The following is a 19,554-nucleotide window of genomic DNA, read 5'->3' as shown; positions in this document are numbered from 1 at the left end:
GTACCCCGAAGGGCCTTACCGCTCGACTTGCATGTGTTAAGCACGCCGCTAGCGTTCGTCCTGAGCCAGAATCAAACTCTCCGTTGAAGACTCTCAACCACACCCTCGAAAGGATGTAATCAGAAATATCTAAACTAGAGTCCGAAAACCTAGCAAGCCGAACACCAGCAAAAAGATTCGCTGTTGTTCAAATTTTTGCCCAACTTCCTACCGACCGGGGGGTACGGAGAAGTTGGAACCAATAAAAAATTATTGGCACTGACATTCATCGACACACTATTGAGTTCTCAAAGAACACACGCACACACTTCTACCCAACATCTTCTCGAAGGGGTTTCGGTGAGGCAAGAGTTCAAACTTAGCTCAGGAACCAGTCCGGAAGCAAGTCCCAGTCGGTGTAACCCTGAACACATGATCAGTCAGGCGCTCAACGTTCTACCTCGTGTCTGCAACCGCTTGGCGGCTGAGTCGGTGTCCGTGTCGCTCTGACTCGAATAAAGTTACGTGTCGACATCGACGATGTCAAATCCCCTGGTCAGGGGCACCAATCAGCCTCGAACCAACTCGCTGCGGTAGCCGTGAATCGTTCGCGACTCCAGTGTCCTACACCCGCGGGGATCGCGCCACGCAAAGGTGCGCCGGTCACGCGGGGTAGGTCGTCGCGGTTGCAGCGGGAGGCGAGGTCGGGGTCGGTCGGCCAGGATCCGATGACCAGGCCGGCGCAGTCCACGCCCGCCGCGGCCAGGGTTCGGGTGGTGAGTTCGCTGTGGTTGAGGGTGCCCAAGCCCGCGGCGGCCACCACCAGCACGGGAGCGGCGAGTTTCTGGGCCAGGTCGAGCAGGGTGAACTCCCCCATGCGCACGAGCAGGCCGCCCGCGCCTTCCACCAGCACCAGGTCGGCGTCGGCCAGCGATTCGATCGCGGCGAGGGTGTCGTTCATGTCCAGCAGCGGCATGTTCGCGCGGCGGGCGGCGGTGTCGGGGGCCAGGGGCTCGGGGTAGCGGGCCAGTTCCAGTGTGCGGGTCACGCCGGTCAGGCGGGTGATGTCGGCGAGGTCGCCCGGTTCGCCGGGGTCGATGCCGGTCTGAGCGGGTTTGCAGATCGCGACGGTGCGGCCGGTCGCCTGTGCGGCGGCGGCGAGGGCGGCGGTGACGATGGTCTTGCCGACATCGGTCGACGTGCCACTGATGAGGAGAACGGTCATGCGCGTTGCCATCCGAGATCGCGGACTGCCCGTTGAGCCTGCCCACTCATGCCGTCACCGATTCCCTGTTTCGCGCCGTCGCGAGGACCTCGCCCAAAACCTCGGCGATGGTGCCGAGTTCGTCGGCGGTGAGGTCGGCGCGGGCGGTGAGGCGAAGGCGAGAAGTGCCTTCGGGGACCGACGGCGGTCGGAAGCAACCGACGTCGAGGCCGCGGGCGCGACAGGCCTGTGCGGCGTCGAAGGCGACCTGGGCTTCGCCGAGGACCACCGAGACCACCGCGGAATCGGGGTCGGGGACTCCGGCGATCCGGGCGATGTCGGCGGCGCGGTCGAGGACTCGGGTGGCCATAGAAGGGTCGCGGCGCAGCAGTGACAGCGCGGCGCGGGCGGCGCCGACCGCGGCGGGCGCCAGTCCGGTATCGAAGATGAAGGTGCGGGCGGCGTCGATGAGGTGGGCGCGGATTCTGGCATCGGCCAGCACCACTCCCCCCTGGGCGGCGAATGCCTTCGACAGGGTCGCGGTGACGACGAGGTCCGGTTCGCCTGCCAGGCCCAGCTCGTGCACGAGACCGCGGCCGCCCGCGCCGCGCACACCGAGCCCGTGGGCCTCGTCGACGATCAGGATGGCGCCGTTCTCGCGGGTGACGCGATGGAGATCGGCCAGTGGCGCGAGATCGCCGTCGGCGCTGAAGACCGAATCGGTGAGGACGAGCGCGCGCTCCTCGGTGCGGTCGGCGAGCAATCGCTGCACCGCGTCGACATCGCGATGGGGTGCGATCGCGACCCGCGCGCGGGACAGTCTGCACGCGTCGACCAGCGAGGCGTGTGAACCCGCGTCGGAGACGACGAAGGTGCCGCGTCCGGACAGCGCCGTGACCACGCCGAGGTTGGCGGCGTAACCGGTGGCGAAGACCAATCCTGTTTCGGCGCCGACGAATTCGGCCAGTTCGAGTTCCAGGAGGGCGTGCTCGGTGGTCGTCCCGGTGACCAGGCGCGAGCCCGTGGCGCCCGCTCCCCAGCGGCGCACCGCCTCGATCGCGCCCTCGACCACCTCGGGGTGCCGGTGCAGGCCGAGGTAGTCGTTGGAGGCGAGGTCGATGGCGGGCGACTCGGCGACGCGCTCGCGCAGATGCCTGCGCAGTCCGGCGTCGACCCTCTCGGCCGCACGCTCGTCCAACCAACTCAACGGATCCTTACTCACAGTTGAGGAGCATACTTGAACACCGTTCAGGAGGTGGGGACTCCCGGCGCACCAGCCGCCGTGGTCACGCGATCGACGCCTTCACTGCCGCCCGCACAGCCTCGGTGACGATGGCGATGTCGGCGGAGGTGCTGATGAACGGGGGCATTGTGTAGACGTTGTTGCGGAACGGGCGCAGCCAGGCGCCCGCATTCACCGCGGCGTCGGTGGCGGCGCGCATATCGACGGGTTCGTCGAGTTCGACGACGCCGATCGCGCCGAGCACGCGGACCTCGGCCACGCCGGGCAGTTCCGCGAGGGGTGCGAGCCCCGCGCGCAGCTCGGCCTCGATCCGGGCCACTTCGGCGCGCCAGTCCCGTGACAGCAGCAACTCGATCGACGCGACCGCCACCGCGCACGCGAGGGGATTGCCCATGAAGGTCGGCCCGTGCATCAACCCGCCGTGCGCGGCGCTGATCGTCTCGGCGATGCGGGAGGTGCACAGCGCGGCGGCCAGGGTGAGGTATCCGCCGGTCAGCGCCTTTCCGACACACATCACATCGGGCGCGACGTCCGCGTGGTCGGCGGCGAACAGTTCGCCGGTGCGCCCGAAACCGGTGGCGATCTCGTCGAAGACGAGCAGGACGTCGTTGTCGTCGCAAATCCGGCGCAGTTCGGTGAGGTAGCGGGGGTCGTGCCAGCGCATGCCGCCCGCGCCCTGCACGACCGGTTCCACGATCACCGCGGCCAGTTCGTCGCGATGGGTAGCGACCGCGCGTTCGAGTTCGGCGACGTAATCCGGTTCGAAGTCGCGCGGCGGTGCGGGGGCGAAGATCTGCTCGGTGAGCACGTCGGTCCACAGTGCGTGCATGCCGCCGTCGGGGTCGCACACGCTCATCGGGGCGAAGGTGTCGCCGTGGTATCCCCCGCGCCAGGTCAGCATCCGGTTCTTGGTCGGGCGGCCGAGACTGCGCCAGTACTGCAGGCACATCTTGGTCGCGACCTCGACCGAGACCGACCCGGAGTCACAGAGGAAGACCTTGTCCAGGCCGGCGGGGGTGAGTTCGACGAGTAGTTGGGCCAGTCGGGTCGCCGGTTCGTGGGTGAGGCCGCCGAACATCACGTGACTCATCCGCCGGGACTGCGCGAGCAGGGCCGCGTCGAGAACGGGGTGGCAGTAGCCGTGCACGGCCGCCCACCACGAGCTCATCCCGTCGACGAGCTCCCGGCCGTCGGCCAGCGTCAGCCGGGTGCCCGCCGCGCTCGCCACCACCAGCGGTTCCGTGGTGGCGGGGAAGCCGCCGTAGGGATGCCAGACGTGTTCGGCATCGAGGGCGGCGATCCGCTCGGGGCTCAGGTCCACAGGTTTCCTCGTCGTTGCACCGGCACCGCCGCGACGACGGTCTTGAACACCGTTCAAGTTAGCACTTGCCTCCGCGCGCTGACCCTCTGTCGGCGTGATTTGCCGGGCTCGCTGCCCGCACCGGCGCGGCGTCTGCGGGCCAGGCGCCAGGGCCTGAGCTGCGGGGATCGAGCGCCCGGTCACATCGTGCGCGGTGGGGTGGGGGGTTCCATTACTGTCGTAGCATGTCGAGCCCGAACGACCGACCCGAGGTGTGGCCGGGCACCGCGTATCCGCTGGGCGCGACCTACGACGGTGGGGGCACGAACTTCTCGGTGTTCTCCGAGGTCGCCACCAAGGTCGAGCTCTGCCTGATCGCCAAGGACGGCACCGAGACGCGCATCGATCTCGATGAGGTCGACGGTTACGTCTGGCATGCCTATCTGCCCTCGGTGGTTCCCGGACAGCGGTACGGGTTTCGCATCCACGGCCCGTACTCCCCCGAGCTCGGATTGCGTTGCGACCCCAGCAAATTGCTGCTGGACCCGTACGGGAAGGCGTTCGACGGCGAGTTCGTCAACGATCCTTCGCTGTACACCTACGGGCTGGATTCGTTGGGGCACACCATGACCGGGGTGGTGATCAACCCGTTCTTCGACTGGGGTCCCGATCGGCCGCCGAACCGGCCCTATCACGAGACGGTCATCTACGAGGCGCACGTCAAGGGTTTGACGATGACGCACCCCGATATTCCGGAAGAGCTGCGCGGCACCTATGCGGGGCTGGCACATCCGGCGATCATCGGACATCTGAAGTCGTTGGGCGTCACCGCGATCGAGCTGATGCCCGTGCACCAGTTCTTCCACGATCACGTGCTCACCGATCAGGGATTGCGAAACTACTGGGGCTACAACAGCATCGGGTATCTCGCACCGCACAACCAGTATTCCGCGCGCCCGCGGGGCGACGGGGCGGTGGCGGAGTTCAAGGCGATGGTGCGTGCGATGCATCTCGAGGGCATCGAGGTGATCCTCGACGTGGTCTACAACCACACCGGCGAGGGCAACCACAACGGGCCGACGTTGAGCCTGCGCGGTATCGACAATGCCGCCTACTACCGCCTCGACGACGCCGAACCCGAGCACTACAAGGACTACACCGGCACCGGCAACAGCCTCAATGTCCGGCATCCGCACACGCTGCAGCTGATCATGGACTCGCTGCGGTACTGGATTCTGGACATGCACGTCGACGGGTTCCGCTTCGACCTCGCCGCGACCCTGGCCCGCGAATTGCATGACGTGGACCGGCTTTCCGCGTTCTTCGACCTCGTGCACCAGGACCCGGTGGTGAGCCAGGTCAAGCTCATCGCCGAACCGTGGGACGTGGGCGAGGGTGGCTATCAGGTCGGCAATTTCCCGAGCCTGTGGACGGAGTGGAACGGCAAATACCGTGACACGGTGCGGGATTACTGGCGGGGTGAACCAGCGACGTTGGGCGAGTTCGCTTCTCGGCTGACCGGTTCGTCGGATCTGTACGAGTCCACGGGTCGTCGTCCGGGTGCCAGCATCAACTTCGTCACCGCGCACGACGGTTTCACGTTGCGAGATCTGGTGTCCTACAACGAGAAACGCAACGACGCCAACGGGGAGGGCAATCGCGACGGGGAGAGTCACAACCGGTCGTGGAACTGCGGCGTCGAAGGCGAGACCGACGATCCGCGGGTGCTCGCGCTGCGGGCCCGTCAACAGCGCAACCTGCTGGCCACGTTGATCCTGAGTCAGGGCACGCCGATGCTCGCCCACGGCGACGAGATCGGGCGCACCCAGCTGGGCAACAACAATGTGTACTGCCAGGATTCGCCGCTGGCATGGATGGACTGGTCGCTGGCCGACACCAACGCCGATCTACTCGAATTCACCCGCACGGTGATCGCCTTGCGCACCGAGCACCCGATCTTCCGGCGTCGCCGCTTCCTGGCCGCGGGGCCCAGCGACGATCAAGGGCACCGGCGCGAGATCGCCTGGTTCGCGCCGGCCGGTGCCGAAATGACCAACGACGACTGGGACAGTGGCTTCGGCAAGTCCCTTGCCGTGCTGCTGGACGGCGACGGTATCGCCGAACCGGGGCCGCGGGGTGAGCGGATCACCGACGACTCGTTCCTGCTGTGTTTCAACGCGCACGACGAGGCGATCGATTTCGTGCTGCCCGGCCCGGAGTTCGGGGCGCAATGGACACTGGCTCTGGACTGTTCGACCCCCACCGGTGCGGCCGACGCGGTGTACGCCGCCGCTGCCACGTTGCCGGTGGCCAGCCGCTGCCTGCTCGTACTGCGCCGAACCGCCTAGCCGCCGAGACGATGACCGAGACCTACGTGACCGATCCGCTGACCCTGTTGCATCGCGCCCCCCTGCGGGCGAGCACGGTGCGAAGCACCTACCGGTTGCAGTTGCGCCCGGACGCGCTCACCTTCGCCGACGCTCGCGCGATCGCGGAATACCTGCAGCAGCTGGGCATTTCGCATCTGTATCTGTCGCCGATCCTGACCGCGGCGCACGGATCGACGCACGGGTACGACGTCACCGATCCGACCACGGTCTCCGCGGCCCTGGGCGGACCGACCGGGCTCAAAGCCCTGTCCGACGAAGTGCGCAGTCGCGGAATGGGTTTGATCGTCGACCTGGTGCCCAACCATGTGGGGGTGGCCGATCCACGGCAGAACCCGTGGTGGTGGGATGTGCTGCGCAACGGCCAGAAGTCGCAGTACGCCAAGTATTTCGACATCGACTGGACCACCAGCAACGGTGCGGGCGGGCGGTTGGCGCTGCCGGTACTGCAGAACGAGAACGACCCGGCGGCCTTGACCGTGGACCGCGCCGGGCCCGAACCCATGCTGGCACTGCATGATCTGCGATTCCCGATCGCGGCGGGCACCGACGGCGACAACGCGCTGCGCATTCACGACCGTCAGCACTACCGGCTGGTGAGCTGGAAGGCCGGGGTGTGCACCTATCGGCGGTTCTTCGCGGTGAACAGTCTGGCCGCGATCCGGCAGGAGGATCCGGAGGTGTTCGAGGCCACGCATCGGGAGCTGGCCGCCTGGTGTGAACACGATCTGATCGACGGTGTGCGGGTGGACCATCCGGACGGGTTGTCTTATCCCAGCGCGTATTTGACCCGGTTGCGCAGGCTGATCGGGCCGCAGCGGCTGCTGCTGGTGGAGAAGATCCTCGCCAACCGCGAACCATTGGACGCGACGCTGCCGGTGGACGGTACTACCGGGTACGACGCTCTCTCCGATATCGGTGGGGTGTTGATCGATCCGGCGGGCGAGACGACACTGACCGAGCTGTCGCAGCATGTCGCCGGGCACGGCAGCGACCGGGCGTGGTTCGGGGAGACCGAGCATCGGATCAAGCGCGCGGTCGCGGAAACCATTCTGGCGCCCGAGATTCGGCGTTTGGTCGCGGCGATCAAGCGTGACGGCAACGCGGGCAGTTTCGACACGCTCGCGGTGACCAACGCGACCATCGAGGTGCTGGCGTTCATGCCGGTGTACCGGGTGGATTACGCGCCGCTGGCCGGGATGACCGCCGCGGTCGTGGCGGAGGTGGAAAAGCGCAATGCCGAACTGACAGCGCCCCTTTCGGTACTGGTGACAGCACTGTCGGTGGGTGGCGAGGCGGCGACGCGGTTCTCGCAGGTCTGCGGGGCGATCACCGCGAAGTCGGTCGAGGACACCATGTTCTATCAGGGTGCGCGGCTGGTGTCACTGCAGGAAGTAGGCGGCAATCCGGCGCGATTCGGCCACTCCGTCAACGACTTCCACCTGTCCAACAGCGAACGGGCTCAGCGCTGGCCCGCGACCATGACCACGATCTCGACCCACGACACCAAGCGCGGTGAAGATGTTCGCGCGCGGATCGGGGTGCTGTCGCAGGTCGCCGATGTGTGGTCGCAGCGGGTGCGCGGGTGGTTGGAGACGACGCCCGCGCCGGACGGGGCGACGGCACTGTTCTTGTTGCAGAACATGTTCGGGGTGTGGCCTGCCGACGGGCGCCCCGCCTCGTCGGTGCCCGGGCTGCGGGATCGGCTGCACATGTTCGCGGAGAAATCGATTCGCGAGGCGGGCACCAAGACTTCCTGGGAGGAACCCGACGCGGAGTTCGAGTCGGCGGTGCACGGGTGGCTCGACGCGGTGATCGACGGCCCGGTCGGCACCGGCATCGGCGATCTCGCCCACGAACTCGCACCCCATGCGTGGTCGGATGCGGTGGCGCAGAAGCTCTTACAGCTGGGCGCGCCGGGGATTCCCGATATCTACCAGGGCACCGAACTGTGGGAGGACTCGCTGGTCGACCCCGACAACCGTCGTCCGGTCAACTTCGCCGCCCGCGTCGGAATGCTCCAATCCCTCACCGACACACCGACTCTGGACACCACCGGCGCGGCGAAGATGTGGGTCGTGGCCTATGCGCTGTGGTTGCGCCGAGAACGGCCGGAATGCTTCGTCGGCGGGTCCTACCGGCCGATGTACGCGGTCGGCGAGCACGCGCACCGGTTCATCGCCTACGGGCGAGGCCCCGCAGGTGAAGCGGCGGAGGTGATCGTGGCGGCGACCCGACACTCGGTGGGCCTGACCGCGACCGGTTGGCTCGACACCCTCTTGCCGCTGCCCCCTGGCAACTGGACCGACCGGCTCACCGGAAACACCTTCGCCGGCAGCGCGCGGTTGGACAAGCTGTTCACCCGTCTGCCGGTCGCACTACTGGTGCGTTGAGCAGCGGCGTCGAACAGAACTCAGCTGCGCGAGGCGGTGCGGGTGGCGCCGACGGTCCATCGGACGGTGGCGACCGTTGCCGCGACCAGGACCGCGAGTTGCGCAGAGCCGACTACGAGTAGCAGCAGGGCAGCGATGACCAGCGCCGCGGCCAGGGCCTCGAGCTTGTAGAGCGGCCATGCGGTGCCTGCGATGTCCACGGTCGTGGTGGGGGCGGGTGAGGTGAGCACTGCCATGCTGACCAGGATAGGCGCACATCGAAGTTCGGGCCACCGAACTTTTGCGAAGATCGCAGTCGGGAACATCACACAGCGGGTATTCGTTGTGCTGGTCATGCCACTCACAGGAGAGTACGCACCGAGCACTTCGGACTGGGCACGTGAACAGGCCGAGACCTACGAGAAGTCCGGCGGCGCAGAGGGTACTTCGATGCAGGGGAAACCCGTCATCCTGCTCACCACCCGGGGCGCCAAGACCGGCAAGTTGCGCAAGACGCCGCTGATGCGGGTCGAGCACGACGGCGAGTATGCCGTGGTCGCGTCGCTGGGCGGGGCGCCGAAGAACCCCGTCTGGTACTACAACATCAAGGCCGATCCGCATGTGGAACTGCGTGACGGCACCGTCAGCAAGGACTACACCGCGCGCGAGGTGTTCGGCGAGGAACGCCAGGTGTGGTGGGACCGGGCGGCGGCGGTGTGGCCCGATTACAACGAGTACACCAAGAAGACCGATCGCGTGATCCCGGTCTTCGTGCTCACGCCGCGCTGAAAACCCCAGGTCGCCGGGCACCCGCTGGGAGTTGACCAGCGGGTGGTTCCGCTGAGGGAGGGTGCGGACCGGCTCGGTAGGATTGGCCGGGTGTCCCCCATCGCTGACGTCGCCGCCGTGCCCGTAATCCGTCCGCCGCTGACCGCGGACGAGATCGACGCAGCAGCACAGCGAATTTCGGGGATCATCGAGCCGACTCCGCTGCAGTACAGCGCGCGACTGTCGGCGAACACCGGTGCGCAGGTCTACCTCAAGCGCGAGGATCTGACCGCGGTCCGTTCCTACAAACTGCGCGGCGCCTACAACCTGATGGTGCAGCTCACCGCCGCCGAACGCGCGGCCGGTGTGGTGGCCGCCAGCGCCGGCAATCACGCGCAGGGTGTGGCGTTCGCGTGTCAGGCGATGGGTGTGCGCGGGCGCATCTACGTGCCGACCACCACCCCCAAGCAGAAGCGGGACCGCATCCGCGCGCACGGGGCTGAGTTCGTCGAACTGATCGCGGTCGGCGATACCTACGACGCGGCCGCCGCGGCCGCCGCCGACGATGTCGCGCGCACCGGCGCCACCATGGTGCCCCCGTTCGACGACCCGCGCACCGCCGCGGGCCAGGGCACCATCGCCGCGGAGTTCCTGGAACAGCTGGGCACCGCGCCCGATCTGGTCATCGTCCCGGTCGGCGGCGGCGGCTGTCTGGCCGGCATCGGCACGTACCTGCGCGAGCGCGCCCCGCAGACCGGGCTGCTGGGCGTGGAGCCCGCGGGCGCTGCCTCGCTGACCGCGGCGTTGGTGGCCGGTGCGCCGGTGACGCTGCCCGAGATCGACCCGTTCGTCGACGGTGCCGCGGTGCGTCGCATCGGCGACCTGCCCTACCGCGCCGCGGCGTCGTTCGGTGGCCGGATGGTCTCGCACGCTTCGCTGCCGCTGCTCACCACGCCCGAATCATCCAGCGGCACAGCACCTTTCCAGGTGATGCTGATCGACGAGGGTGCCATCTGCACCGCGATGCTCGACCTGTACCAAAGCGAGGGCATCATCGCCGAGCCCGCGGGCGCGCTGGCCACCGCGGCGCTGGCCGAGATCGATCTCGAACCCGGCAGCACCGTGGTGGTGCTGGTGTCGGGCGGCAACAACGACATCTCGCGCTACGGCGAGATCATCGAACGGTCGCTGGTGCACCGCGGGCTCAAGCACTACTTCCTGGTGGACTTCCCGCAGGAGCCCGGTGCGCTGCGCCGCTTCCTCGACGATGTCCTCGGGCCCGACGACGACATCACCATGTTCGAGTACGTCAAGCGCAACAACCGCGACACCGGGGCGGCGCTGGTGGGCATCGAACTGGGCGCCACCGACGACCTGGCATCGCTGATGCATCGCATCGAGGAATCGCCGATCCAGGCCGAACGCCTGGAACCGGGTTCGCCCGCCTACCGCTACCTCACCTAGGCGAGGATCACGCGGCCGCGCGGTCCTCGCGCGGTCCGGATTCGCGGCTCGCGCGCACGCTGGACATGATCAGCGGCAGCAGCCAACCCATGGCGAGCTGGTCGTACGGCAGCAGGATCTGGTCGAGACGGTTGTGGACGTAACCCACCGACAGCCCCGATTCCGGGTCGACCCAGCCGAACGAACCGCCCAGACCGATGTGGCCGAAACCGTGCCGTGCGCCCGGGGCGGGCAGCGAGTGATAGCCCAGATGCCACATCATCGGCAGGTAGAACAGCGCGTGGTCGAGGCGATAGGTCTGGACCTTGCGGATCGCGGCGTGCGTGCTGGGCCGCAGGAACGGTGAACCGTCGACGGTGGCGCCGTCGGCCAGCGCGGCGTACATCCGCGCGAGCCCGGCGGCGGTGGCCACGCCGTTGCCCGCGGGCATCTCGGTGTTCAGGATGGTCGGGTCGTCACCGTCGAGGATGCTGTCCAGGCCCGGGACGAACAGGCAGCGAGCGGCCGCACCGAGCGGTCCCGGCAGCCGGAAGCCGACCTTGCCGAGGAAGGCAGCGGCCAGCGGATGCGCGACGAAACTCAGGTGCGCGCCGGTGAGCCGGGCGTATTCGGTGCTCGAATCCGCGGGCGGGCGACCGAGGTGGATGCCGTCGATGCCCAGCGGGTCGGTGACCTCGGTGCGGATCAGTTCGCTCATGCTCGCGCCGGTGACACTGCGGGCCATGCCCGCGAGCAGCCAACCGTAGGTCAGCGCGTGGTAGGTGGGCACGCCGCGCATCCGGTCGGGGGACGCCATGGCCAGGCGGTCCTCCATCAGCTCGTGATCGAGGGATTCCGCGGCGGAGTTGGCGACCGCGGACAGCGAGGACAGGCCGGCGCGGTGGGTGAGCACGTCGGCGACGGTGATCGAGCCCTTGCCGTGGGCGGCGAAACGCGGCCAGTATTCGGCGATCGGGGCCTGGTAGTCGATGAGTCCGCGGTCGGCCAGGCGGTGGATGACCGTGGCGGTGACGCCCTTGGTCGCGGAGAACACGATGGGCGCGCTGTTCGCGGTCCACGCGGTGTCGCCCGCGCTGCCTGCCCAGAAGTGGGCGAGGGGTTCACCGTGTCGGTAGATCGCCAGCGCGCCGCCCGCATCGCGGCGATGGCCGACCAGCGCGGCGAACGCGCGCACCAGCGGGCCGAATCCCGCCGGGGCGAAACCGCCGACACCGGCCGGGAGGGCAGCGCTTTCCTGCCCGTAAGCGTCGTTGCTCATTGTCCGATTGTACGGCGTTATGCCCTGTCGGCAATGCCGCGAACGGAGACCGTGGCCGACCTGTTCCCCGCCGTCATCACTGGGTGATCACCGTGCCCGCGCCGTCGCCTTCTTCGAGCACGGCGAAACTGTGGCCTGAAATCAATGTTCCCGCACCGCTTTCGGTGGCGGGTGACCATGCCAGCAGCACACGGCCGTGTACCGGGATCACCACTTCGTCCTCGGCGAGGTTGCACACCACCGAGATTCGGCCGCGGCGCAGGACGAACCATCGTTGCGCTTCGTCGTAGTCGGCCCACACGCGTTCCAGCCAGGGGTCGGTGAACTCCGGTCGCGATTTCCGCAAGGCGAGCAGGCCTCGGTAGCAGGCGAGCAAGCGGGCGTTCGGTTCGTGCCGGATCTCGGTCCAGTCCAGCTTGGAGCGGGTGAAGGTCGCGGGGTCCTGCGGGTCGGGGACGTCGTGCGCGGACCAGCCGTGCTCGGCGAATTCGGCGCGACGGCCGGTGGCGGTGGCCGCGCCGACCTCGGGGTCGGTATGGGAGGTGAAGAACTGGAACGGGGTGCTCGCGCCCCATTCCTCGCCCATGAACAGCATCGGGGTGCTCGCCGACAACAGCACCAGCGCCGCTTTCACCGCGAGTTGACCGGGGGTGAGGTAGGCGCTGGGCCGGTCGCCGGTCGCGCGGTTGCCGATCTGATCGTGGTTGCAGGTGTAGCCCAGCAGGGCGCTGCCGGGGATGAGGTCGCGGGAAAGGGGGGCGCCGTGGGTGCGGCTGCGGAAGCTGGAATAGGTTGCGGCGTGGAAGAACCCGTGCGTCAGCGTCTGTGCCAGGCAGGCCAGGGAGCCGAAATCGGCGTAGTAGCCCTGTCTTTCGCCGGAGACCGCGGTGTGCACGGCGTGGTGGAGGTCGTCGTTCCATTGGCCGGTCAGGCCGTAGCCGCCTGCGGCGTGCGGGGTGATCAGGCGGGGGTCGTTGAGGTCGCTTTCGGCGATCAGGGACAGCGGGCGGCCCAGATGTGCTGAAAGAGCAGTGGTTTCGACGACGAGTTCTTCCAGCAGGTGGGTGGCGGTGCGGTCGACCAGCGCGTGGACGGCGTCGATGCGCAGGGCGTCGAGGTGGAATTCGCGCAGCCAACGCAGGGCGTTGTCGATGATGTAGGCGCGCACCGCGTCGGAGCCGGGGCCGTCCAGGTTCAGGCTTTGGCCCCAGGTGTTGCGGCCGGTGGTCAGGTAGGGGCCGAAGCGGGGTAGGTAGTTGCCGCAGGGGCCGAGGTGGTTGTAGACCACGTCCAGGCAGACGGCCAGGCCGCGGGTGTGGCAGGCGTCGACGAAGCGTTGCAGGCCGTCGGGGCCGCCGTAGGTTTCCTGGACCGCGTACCAGCCCACGCCGTCGTAGCCCCAGTTGTGGGTGCCGTCGAAGGCGTTGACCGGCATGAGTTCGACCGTGGTGACGCCGAGGTCGACCAGGTGGTCCAGGCGTTCGACGGCGCTGTCGAAGGTGCCCTCGGGGGTGAAGGTGCCGATGTGCAGCTCGTAGAACACCGAGCCCGCGAGCTGCCTGCCGGTCCAGTTCTGGTCGGTCCAGGCGGTCGGGTCCAGGTCGTGCACGGCGGAGGTTTCGTGCACGCCGTCGGGTTGACGGGGCGAGCGCGGATCGGGCAGCACCGTGGGGTCGTCGTCGATCAGGAAGCCGTAGCGGGCCCCCTGACCTGCGTCGACGCGCACCGACCAGTTGCCGCCGCCATTGCGTCGCATCGGGTGTAGCACCCCGTCCAGTTGCAGCCGCACCGTTCGCGCCTCCGGTGCCCACACCCGAAACTGCCTCATCGGCTCAGCATCGCATGCCCCGCGCCCGCGTGCTCGATCAACGATTCACTGCGAGTACGCGGTGACGCCGACCGGGCCGGTGCCGATGCACAGGGACTGCGGCTGATCGAGGGATCGGATCCGCAGGGTGTCGCCGCCGCCGAGCAGTCGGACGTACACGGTGTTCAGGCCCGCGCGCACGTCGGCGATCGTCTCGGTCTCACCTTCGAACGACAGCGCTATCCGGCCGTCACGTTCGGCGTTGTAGTTGAGCTGGGCGGTCCAGTCGCGGATCTGCATGGGGCCGCTCAGGGGGAGGTTGACGGCGGTGGTGTCGCGCAGTCGGTGACCACAGCGGGGTTCTGGGCCCTCGATGATGGCTCTGTTCCACCAGACCTGTGCGTCGACGATCGCGCCCTGGTCGGTGATCATGCGTAGGCGTGGGGTCGACAGGGCGAAGGTGGTGGGGGTGGCGATGGGGGCGAAGACGCGGTCGGTCATGTTCTCGGGGAAAGCCAAGGGGTTCAAGACATTCCACGGGACTTCTTGTGGGAGCAGGGGGGCGTCGGCGGCGTTCGGCAGGGCTGCTCGGACGCCGGTGATGTAGGTGCGGGCGGGGCTGGGTTCCCATGATCGGGTGAAGGTGACCGTGGAGTACACGCTGCTCGCGACGAACACCGCTGTTGCGGCGACACCTGCTAGCCGGCGCGCGCGGCCGGCTTCTCTCGGTACCCACGCGCGAGTCCCGTGCGCGTGATCCCTGACGCTGGGGCGACGGTCGGGGAATCTCACCGTGTTCGCCGAAACTTGTTGGCGCACAAGGTCATTTGTTCGGTCTGCCGGACGCGTGCGAGGCGGTGCCAGGCCGATCAGCGCAAGGCTGACCGTGGCGATCACGGCGAGGTCTGCGAAGTAGCGCATGGACTGCAGCAGCAGGCCCGCGGTGCTGGGGCCGTCGCGCAGCAGGACCACCGGTGCGATGGTGGCGACCGCGTACGCGACTGTGCACACACCGACGGCGATCACCCGGCGTCGAGTGCGAAACGTCCACGCCGCCACCATGATCAGCAGAATCCAACTCAGTGCGACCATCGACCCCGGCGGATCAGCCCATGGGGTGGCGGGTTGCCAGCGCTCCCAACGCCACGGGCCGCCCAACAGGGCGGGCACCAGACCATCCGACATCGCCCGGCCCCAGACGATCCCGGAATGTTCGGGAGCCGACAGCCCGCGCGGACGTTGGATCACGAACAGGAAGCACGCCGACCAGGCCAACAACACCGCACCGGCCGCCGTCCACAACGCCGCCCCACGCCCGACCGCCTCGCGCACCGACCCACCCGACACATATGCCACCAGCACCACGACCGCGAACGCCACCGGCAGCACGACCACCGATTTCTCGAAGAACAGCAACGCCACCGCGAACACCACAGCACCCGACACCGCGTACCTGCGCTGCCCTGTTCGCACCAGTCGCACCGCGTCCGCGCTCACCCAGGCTAGGGCTATCTGCAACGGCAGCGCGTTCACCGCCGCCGACCACCAGGCGAACGCGGGCACTGTCAGCGGCACGAACAGGTAGAAAGTCAACGGCACCAGCAGCCACGTGCGGACCCCGAGCAGCACGACGAGCAGCCGCAACACGGCCAGCGAAGCGAGCATTTGCAGTCCGACCAACACGACGACGGCCGCCGCCCAGTTCAGCGGTGCCACCTCGGTGACCAGCCACGTCAGCACGAAAGCCAACGGCATCACGTGCCCGTCATGACTGGTCAGCAGCAATTCCGTCGAGAACAGCGGCTGCGCACTCACCCGCCCGATCAGCAGGAAATCGTCCCAGTAGAAGAACCCCGACGCCGCGACCCAGCCTCGCAACACCAGCTGCACCGCGATCAGCGCGGCGGCCACGAGCAGGACCGTCCGCCCGGACATCCGCCACGGCACCGGGCGCGACGGGTCCCGCGAGTGCGGTGGTGAGTCGAGCAGCGGCGTGGACATCACGTCTTCCGACGCTAGCCCGTCGTTCGCGGAGCGGCCATCACCAGCCGTCACAGGGGTGTCGGCCGCGCGATGTGGTCCGCCACCGGTGTCGGATCAGCCCAGGCAGCCCGGACCGAGTAGTGCTTTCAGGTCACCCATCAGCGCCGAGGACGGGGAGACCCGCCAGGCGTCGTCGAGTTTGAGCATGGTGGTCTTCTCGCGGGCGCCCACGTGTCGGATGAACACATCCGAGGTGCCCTGGTGGCGGATGAGCACCTTCTTGAGCTCGCCGAGCTTGTCGGGCGTGCACATGCGCGTGGTCATGACCACCGCGACCGGTTTGGCCACGCCGATCGCCGAAAGATCCGGTACCACAAGGTCGTTGGCGATCAGCGAGATGCGGTCGTCACGCACCGAGACGCGGGCCTTCACCAGCACCACGGCGTCCTCGACCACGTCCATGCCGAACACCGAGTACGACTGCGGGAAGAACAGCACTTCCACACCACCGGTGAGGTCCTCGAGCTGCGCCGACGCCCACGCCAGACCGTTCTTGTTGATCCGGCGGTTCACCGAGGCCAGGATGCCGCCGATGGTGACCTGCGCGCCGTCCTTGACGTCGCCTTCCAGGATCGCGGGGATCGGCGTATCGACCTGCGCGGCCAATATGTGCTCCACCCCGTTGAGCGGATGCCCGGACACGTACAGTCCCAACATCTCTCGTTCGAGGGCGAGTTTGTGCTTGGTCTCCCATTCGTCCTCGGGCACCTTCACGTTGAACACCGACGCCATCGAGTCGTCGCCGTCGTCCAGGCCGCCGAACAGGTCGAACTGGCCGATCGCCTCGGCCTTCTTGGTCGACATCACCGCGTCGATCGCATCGGAATGGATCAGCAGCAGGCCCTTGCGCGGGTGCCCGAGGGAATCGAAACCGCCTGCCTTGATCAGCGATTCGGTGACCTTCTTGGAACAGGCGATCGCGTCGATCTTGTTCAGATAGTCGGAGAAGTCGGTGAACTTCGATTTCTCCTTGCGCGCGGCGATGATCGAACCGACCACGTTGGTGCCGACATTGCGGACCGCGCCCAGACCGAACCGGATATCGGTACCGACCGAGGCGAAGTTCAGTTCCGACTCGTTGACATCGGGCGGCAGCACCGTGATGCCCAACTTGCGGCAATCCGACAGGTAGATCGCGGCCTTGTCCTTGTCGTCACCGACCGAGGTGAGCAGACCCGCCATGTATTCGGCCGGGTAATTGGCCTTCAGATACGCGGTCCAGAAGGAAACGAGGCCGTAGCCCGCGGCGTGCGATTTGTTGAACGCGTAACCGGCGAACGGAAGAATGGTGTCCCACAGCGCCTTGATGGCGGGTTCGGAGAATTCGTTGGCCAGCATGCCGTCGCGGAAGCCGGCATAGGCCTCTTCCAGCACCGACAGTTTCTTCTTACCCATGGCGCGGCGCAGAATATCGGCCTGGCCCAGTGAGTACCCGGCCACTTTCTGCGCGATCTGCATGATCTGTTCCTGATAGACGATCAGGCCGAAGGTGTCGGCCAGGATCTCTTTCAGTGGCTCTTCGAGTTCGGGGTGAATCGGTTTGACTTCTTGGCGGTTGTTCTTGCGGTCGGCGTAGTCGTTGTGGGCGTTCATGCCCATCGGGCCGGGACGGTACAGCGCCAGGACCGCGACGATATCGCCGAAGCCGGTGGGTTGCATGCGGCGCAGCAGGTCACGCATGGCGCTGCCGTCGAGCTGGAACACACCCAGCGTGTCGCCGCGCGCGAGCATTTCGTAGGTGGCCGGGTCGTCCAGCGGCAGCTTGTCCATGTCGAGATCGATGCCGCGGTTGGCCTTGATGTTCTCCAGGGCGTCACCGATGACGGTGAGGTTGCGCAAGCCGAGGAAGTCCATCTTCAGCAGGCCGATGGCCTCGCACGACGGGTAGTCCCAGCCGGTGATGATCGCGCCGTCCTGCGCGCGCTTCCACACCGGGATCGCGTCGGTCAGCGGTTCCGAGGACATGATGACCGCGCAGGCGTGCACGCCGGCGTTGCGGATCAGGCCTTCCAGGCCGCGCGCGGTCTCGTAGATCTTGGCGACATCGGGGTTCGACGCGATGAGGTCGCGGACCTCGGTGGCTTCCTTGTACCGCTCGTGATCGGGGTCGGTGATGCCTGCCACCGAGATGTCCTTGGCCATGATCGGCGGCGGCAGTGCCTTGGTGATCTGGTCGGCGATGGCGAAACCGGGCTGGCCGAACAGCACTCGCGCGGAGTCCTTGATCGCGGCCTTGGTCTTGATGGTGCCGAAGGTGATCACCTGGGCGACGCGGTCGCTGCCCCACTTCTCGGTGGCGTAGCGGACCATCTCACCGCGGCGGCGATCATCGAAGTCGATATCGATATCGGGCATCGACACGCGCTCGGGGTTGAGGAACCGTTCGAACAGCAGCCCGTACGGGATCGGGTCGATATTGGTGATGCCCATCGCGTACGCGACCAGCGAACCGGCGGCCGAACCACGGCCGGGACCGACGCGGATGCCGACTTCCAGCGCGTGCTTGATCAGGTCGCCGACAACGAGGAAGTAGGCGGGAAAGCCCATGTCGCAGATGACTTTGAGCTCGAAATCGGCGCGGTCGAGGTACTCGCGCGTCGGACCGTCGGGGAAGCGGCGGTCCAGACCGTCGAGGACTTCCTTGCGCAACCAGCTGGCCTGGGTGTGGCCTTCGGGCACCGGGAACACCGGCATCCGGTCGCGGTGCTCCCACACCTCGTCGTAGGGCTGCACGCGTTCGCCGATGAGTTCGGTGTTGTCGCAGGCGCCGGGGATCTCCGCGTCCCAGATGGCGCGCATCTCCGCGGCGGATTTCAGGTAGTAGCCGTCACCGTCGAACTTGAAACGGGTCGGGTCCGACAGCGTCTTGCCGGTCTGAATGCACAGCAGCGCTTCGTGATTGACCGACTGGTCCTTGGTGACGTAATGGCAGTCGTTGGTCGCGATCGGCGGGATGCCCAGCTGCTTGCTGATGTCGACCAGGCCCTCGCGGACCCGGCGCTCGATGGACAGACCGTGGTCCATCACTTCGAGGAAGAAGTTGTCGGCGCCGAAGATCTCCTGCCACTTCGCGGCGGCTTCCAGCGCCTCGCGATCGTGGCCAAGGCGCAGACGGGTCTGCACTTCACCCGACGGGCAGCCGGTGGTCGCGATGATGCCCTCGGCGTGCTGGGCGATGATCTCCTCGTCCATGCGCGCCCACTTGCCCAGCTGACCCTCGATCGACGCCAGGCTCGACAGTTTGAACAGGTTGCGCAGGCCGGTCGCGTTCTCCGCGACCATCGTCATATGGGTGTACGCACCCGAGCCGGAGACGTCGTCGCCCTTCTGACCCGGATCGCCCCACTTCACACGCTTGGTGTCGAAGCGCGAGCCGGGCGCGATGTAGGCCTCGATGCCGATGATCGGCTTGATGCCGGCCTTCTTGGCACTGTTGTAGAACTCCGAGGCGCCGTACATGTTGCCGTGGTCGGTCATGCCGACCGCGGTCATGCCCAACCGATCCGCCTCCGCGAACAGCGGCGAGATCTTCGCCGCTCCATCGAGCATCGAGTACTCGGTGTGGTTGTGCAGGTGAACGAACGATCCGGACGGAGCCAAGACGGTCCTTCCTCCCATAGAGTCGGCGGGGGTTGGCCTTGGCATTCTATGCACGGGGGTCCGACAGGTTTTGCCACGCCATGCGGGCATCCCGGCCCACGTGCGGCCGGGTTCGGCGTGTCGTGGTGA

12 protein-coding genes and 1 rRNA gene are annotated in these 19,554 nt (G+C 67.2%); 4 read left to right on the top strand and 9 right to left on the bottom strand.

What is annotated here, in order from left to right; genetic code table 11:
- The 4 genes from ACFWVD_RS18665 to ACFWVD_RS18650 form a co-directional block, all read right to left on the bottom strand.
- Positions 1–87: ribosomal RNA gene (locus ACFWVD_RS18665) — 16S ribosomal RNA — on the bottom strand; the annotation flags it as partial.
- Positions 88–535: 448 nt separating this feature from the next.
- Complete coding sequence (gene bioD / locus ACFWVD_RS18660) at positions 536–1,204, bottom strand: dethiobiotin synthase (RefSeq protein WP_379244320.1); 669 nt, start codon at positions 1,202–1,204, stop codon at positions 536–538.
- Positions 1,205–1,250: 46 nt separating this feature from the next.
- Positions 1,251–2,405 (bottom strand): 8-amino-7-oxononanoate synthase, encoded by a 1,155-nt coding sequence (locus tag ACFWVD_RS18655; protein ID WP_379244318.1) that lies wholly within the window; start codon positions 2,403–2,405, stop codon positions 1,251–1,253.
- Between the two features lie 64 nt (positions 2,406–2,469).
- Positions 2,470–3,747, bottom strand: a complete 1,278-nt coding sequence (locus ACFWVD_RS18650; RefSeq protein ID WP_379244317.1) for an adenosylmethionine--8-amino-7-oxononanoate transaminase — start codon at positions 3,745–3,747, stop codon at positions 2,470–2,472.
- Between the two features lie 224 nt (positions 3,748–3,971).
- Between ACFWVD_RS18650 and glgX the strand changes: the two genes are divergently transcribed.
- A complete protein-coding gene (glgX, locus tag ACFWVD_RS18645) occupies positions 3,972–6,074 on the top strand; it encodes a glycogen debranching protein GlgX (RefSeq protein WP_379244315.1) in 2,103 nt (700 codons plus the stop codon).
- Between the two features lie 11 nt (positions 6,075–6,085).
- Positions 6,086–8,506 carry a malto-oligosyltrehalose synthase gene (gene treY / locus ACFWVD_RS18640; protein WP_379244313.1) on the top strand — a complete coding sequence of 807 codons (2,421 nt, stop codon included), beginning with the start codon at positions 6,086–6,088 and terminating at the stop codon, positions 8,504–8,506.
- A 20-nt stretch (positions 8,507–8,526) separates the two neighbouring features.
- On the opposite strand, the gene ACFWVD_RS18635 is transcribed toward treY, so the two are convergent.
- Positions 8,527–8,742 (bottom strand): hypothetical protein, encoded by a 216-nt coding sequence (locus ACFWVD_RS18635; protein ID WP_379244311.1) that lies wholly within the window; start codon positions 8,740–8,742, stop codon positions 8,527–8,529.
- 97 nt (positions 8,743–8,839) lie between these two features.
- Here ACFWVD_RS18635 and ACFWVD_RS18630 point away from each other — a divergent pair, with 97 nt between their 5' ends.
- Together ACFWVD_RS18630 and ilvA are read left to right on the top strand one after the other, a co-directional pair.
- The gene (locus tag ACFWVD_RS18630) at positions 8,840–9,274 is read left to right on the top strand and encodes a nitroreductase family deazaflavin-dependent oxidoreductase (RefSeq protein ID WP_379244309.1); all 435 of its coding nucleotides are present in this window, start codon (positions 8,840–8,842) and stop codon (positions 9,272–9,274) included.
- Positions 9,275–9,364: 90 nt separating this feature from the next.
- Positions 9,365–10,717: a threonine ammonia-lyase IlvA gene (gene ilvA, locus ACFWVD_RS18625; protein ID WP_379244307.1), complete on the top strand. Its 1,353-nt coding sequence runs from the start codon at positions 9,365–9,367 to the stop codon at positions 10,715–10,717.
- Between the two features lie 7 nt (positions 10,718–10,724).
- On the opposite strand, the gene ACFWVD_RS18620 is transcribed toward ilvA, so the two are convergent.
- The 4 genes from ACFWVD_RS18620 to dnaE form a co-directional block, all read right to left on the bottom strand.
- On the bottom strand, positions 10,725–11,975 hold the full coding sequence (locus tag ACFWVD_RS18620) for a serine hydrolase domain-containing protein (protein WP_379244305.1): 1,251 nt from the start codon (positions 11,973–11,975) through the stop codon (positions 10,725–10,727).
- 76 nt (positions 11,976–12,051) lie between these two features.
- Positions 12,052–13,803 carry a malto-oligosyltrehalose trehalohydrolase gene (gene treZ / locus ACFWVD_RS18615; RefSeq protein ID WP_379244303.1) on the bottom strand — a complete coding sequence of 584 codons (1,752 nt, stop codon included), beginning with the start codon at positions 13,801–13,803 and terminating at the stop codon, positions 12,052–12,054.
- Positions 13,804–13,848: 45 nt separating this feature from the next.
- A complete protein-coding gene (locus ACFWVD_RS18610; protein WP_379244301.1) occupies positions 13,849–15,783 on the bottom strand; it encodes a hypothetical protein in 1,935 nt (644 codons plus the stop codon).
- Between the two features lie 96 nt (positions 15,784–15,879).
- Entirely contained in the window at positions 15,880–19,443 is a 3,564-nt protein-coding gene (gene dnaE, locus ACFWVD_RS18605; protein ID WP_379244299.1) for a DNA polymerase III subunit alpha, read from the bottom strand.
- Positions 19,444–19,554 lie beyond the last annotated feature (111 nt).

Source organism: Nocardia sp. NPDC058666 (assembly GCF_042714895.1).
Lineage (GTDB): Bacteria > Actinomycetota > Actinomycetes > Mycobacteriales > Mycobacteriaceae > Nocardia.
This window is presented reverse-complemented; position numbering and strand designations above follow the sequence as displayed.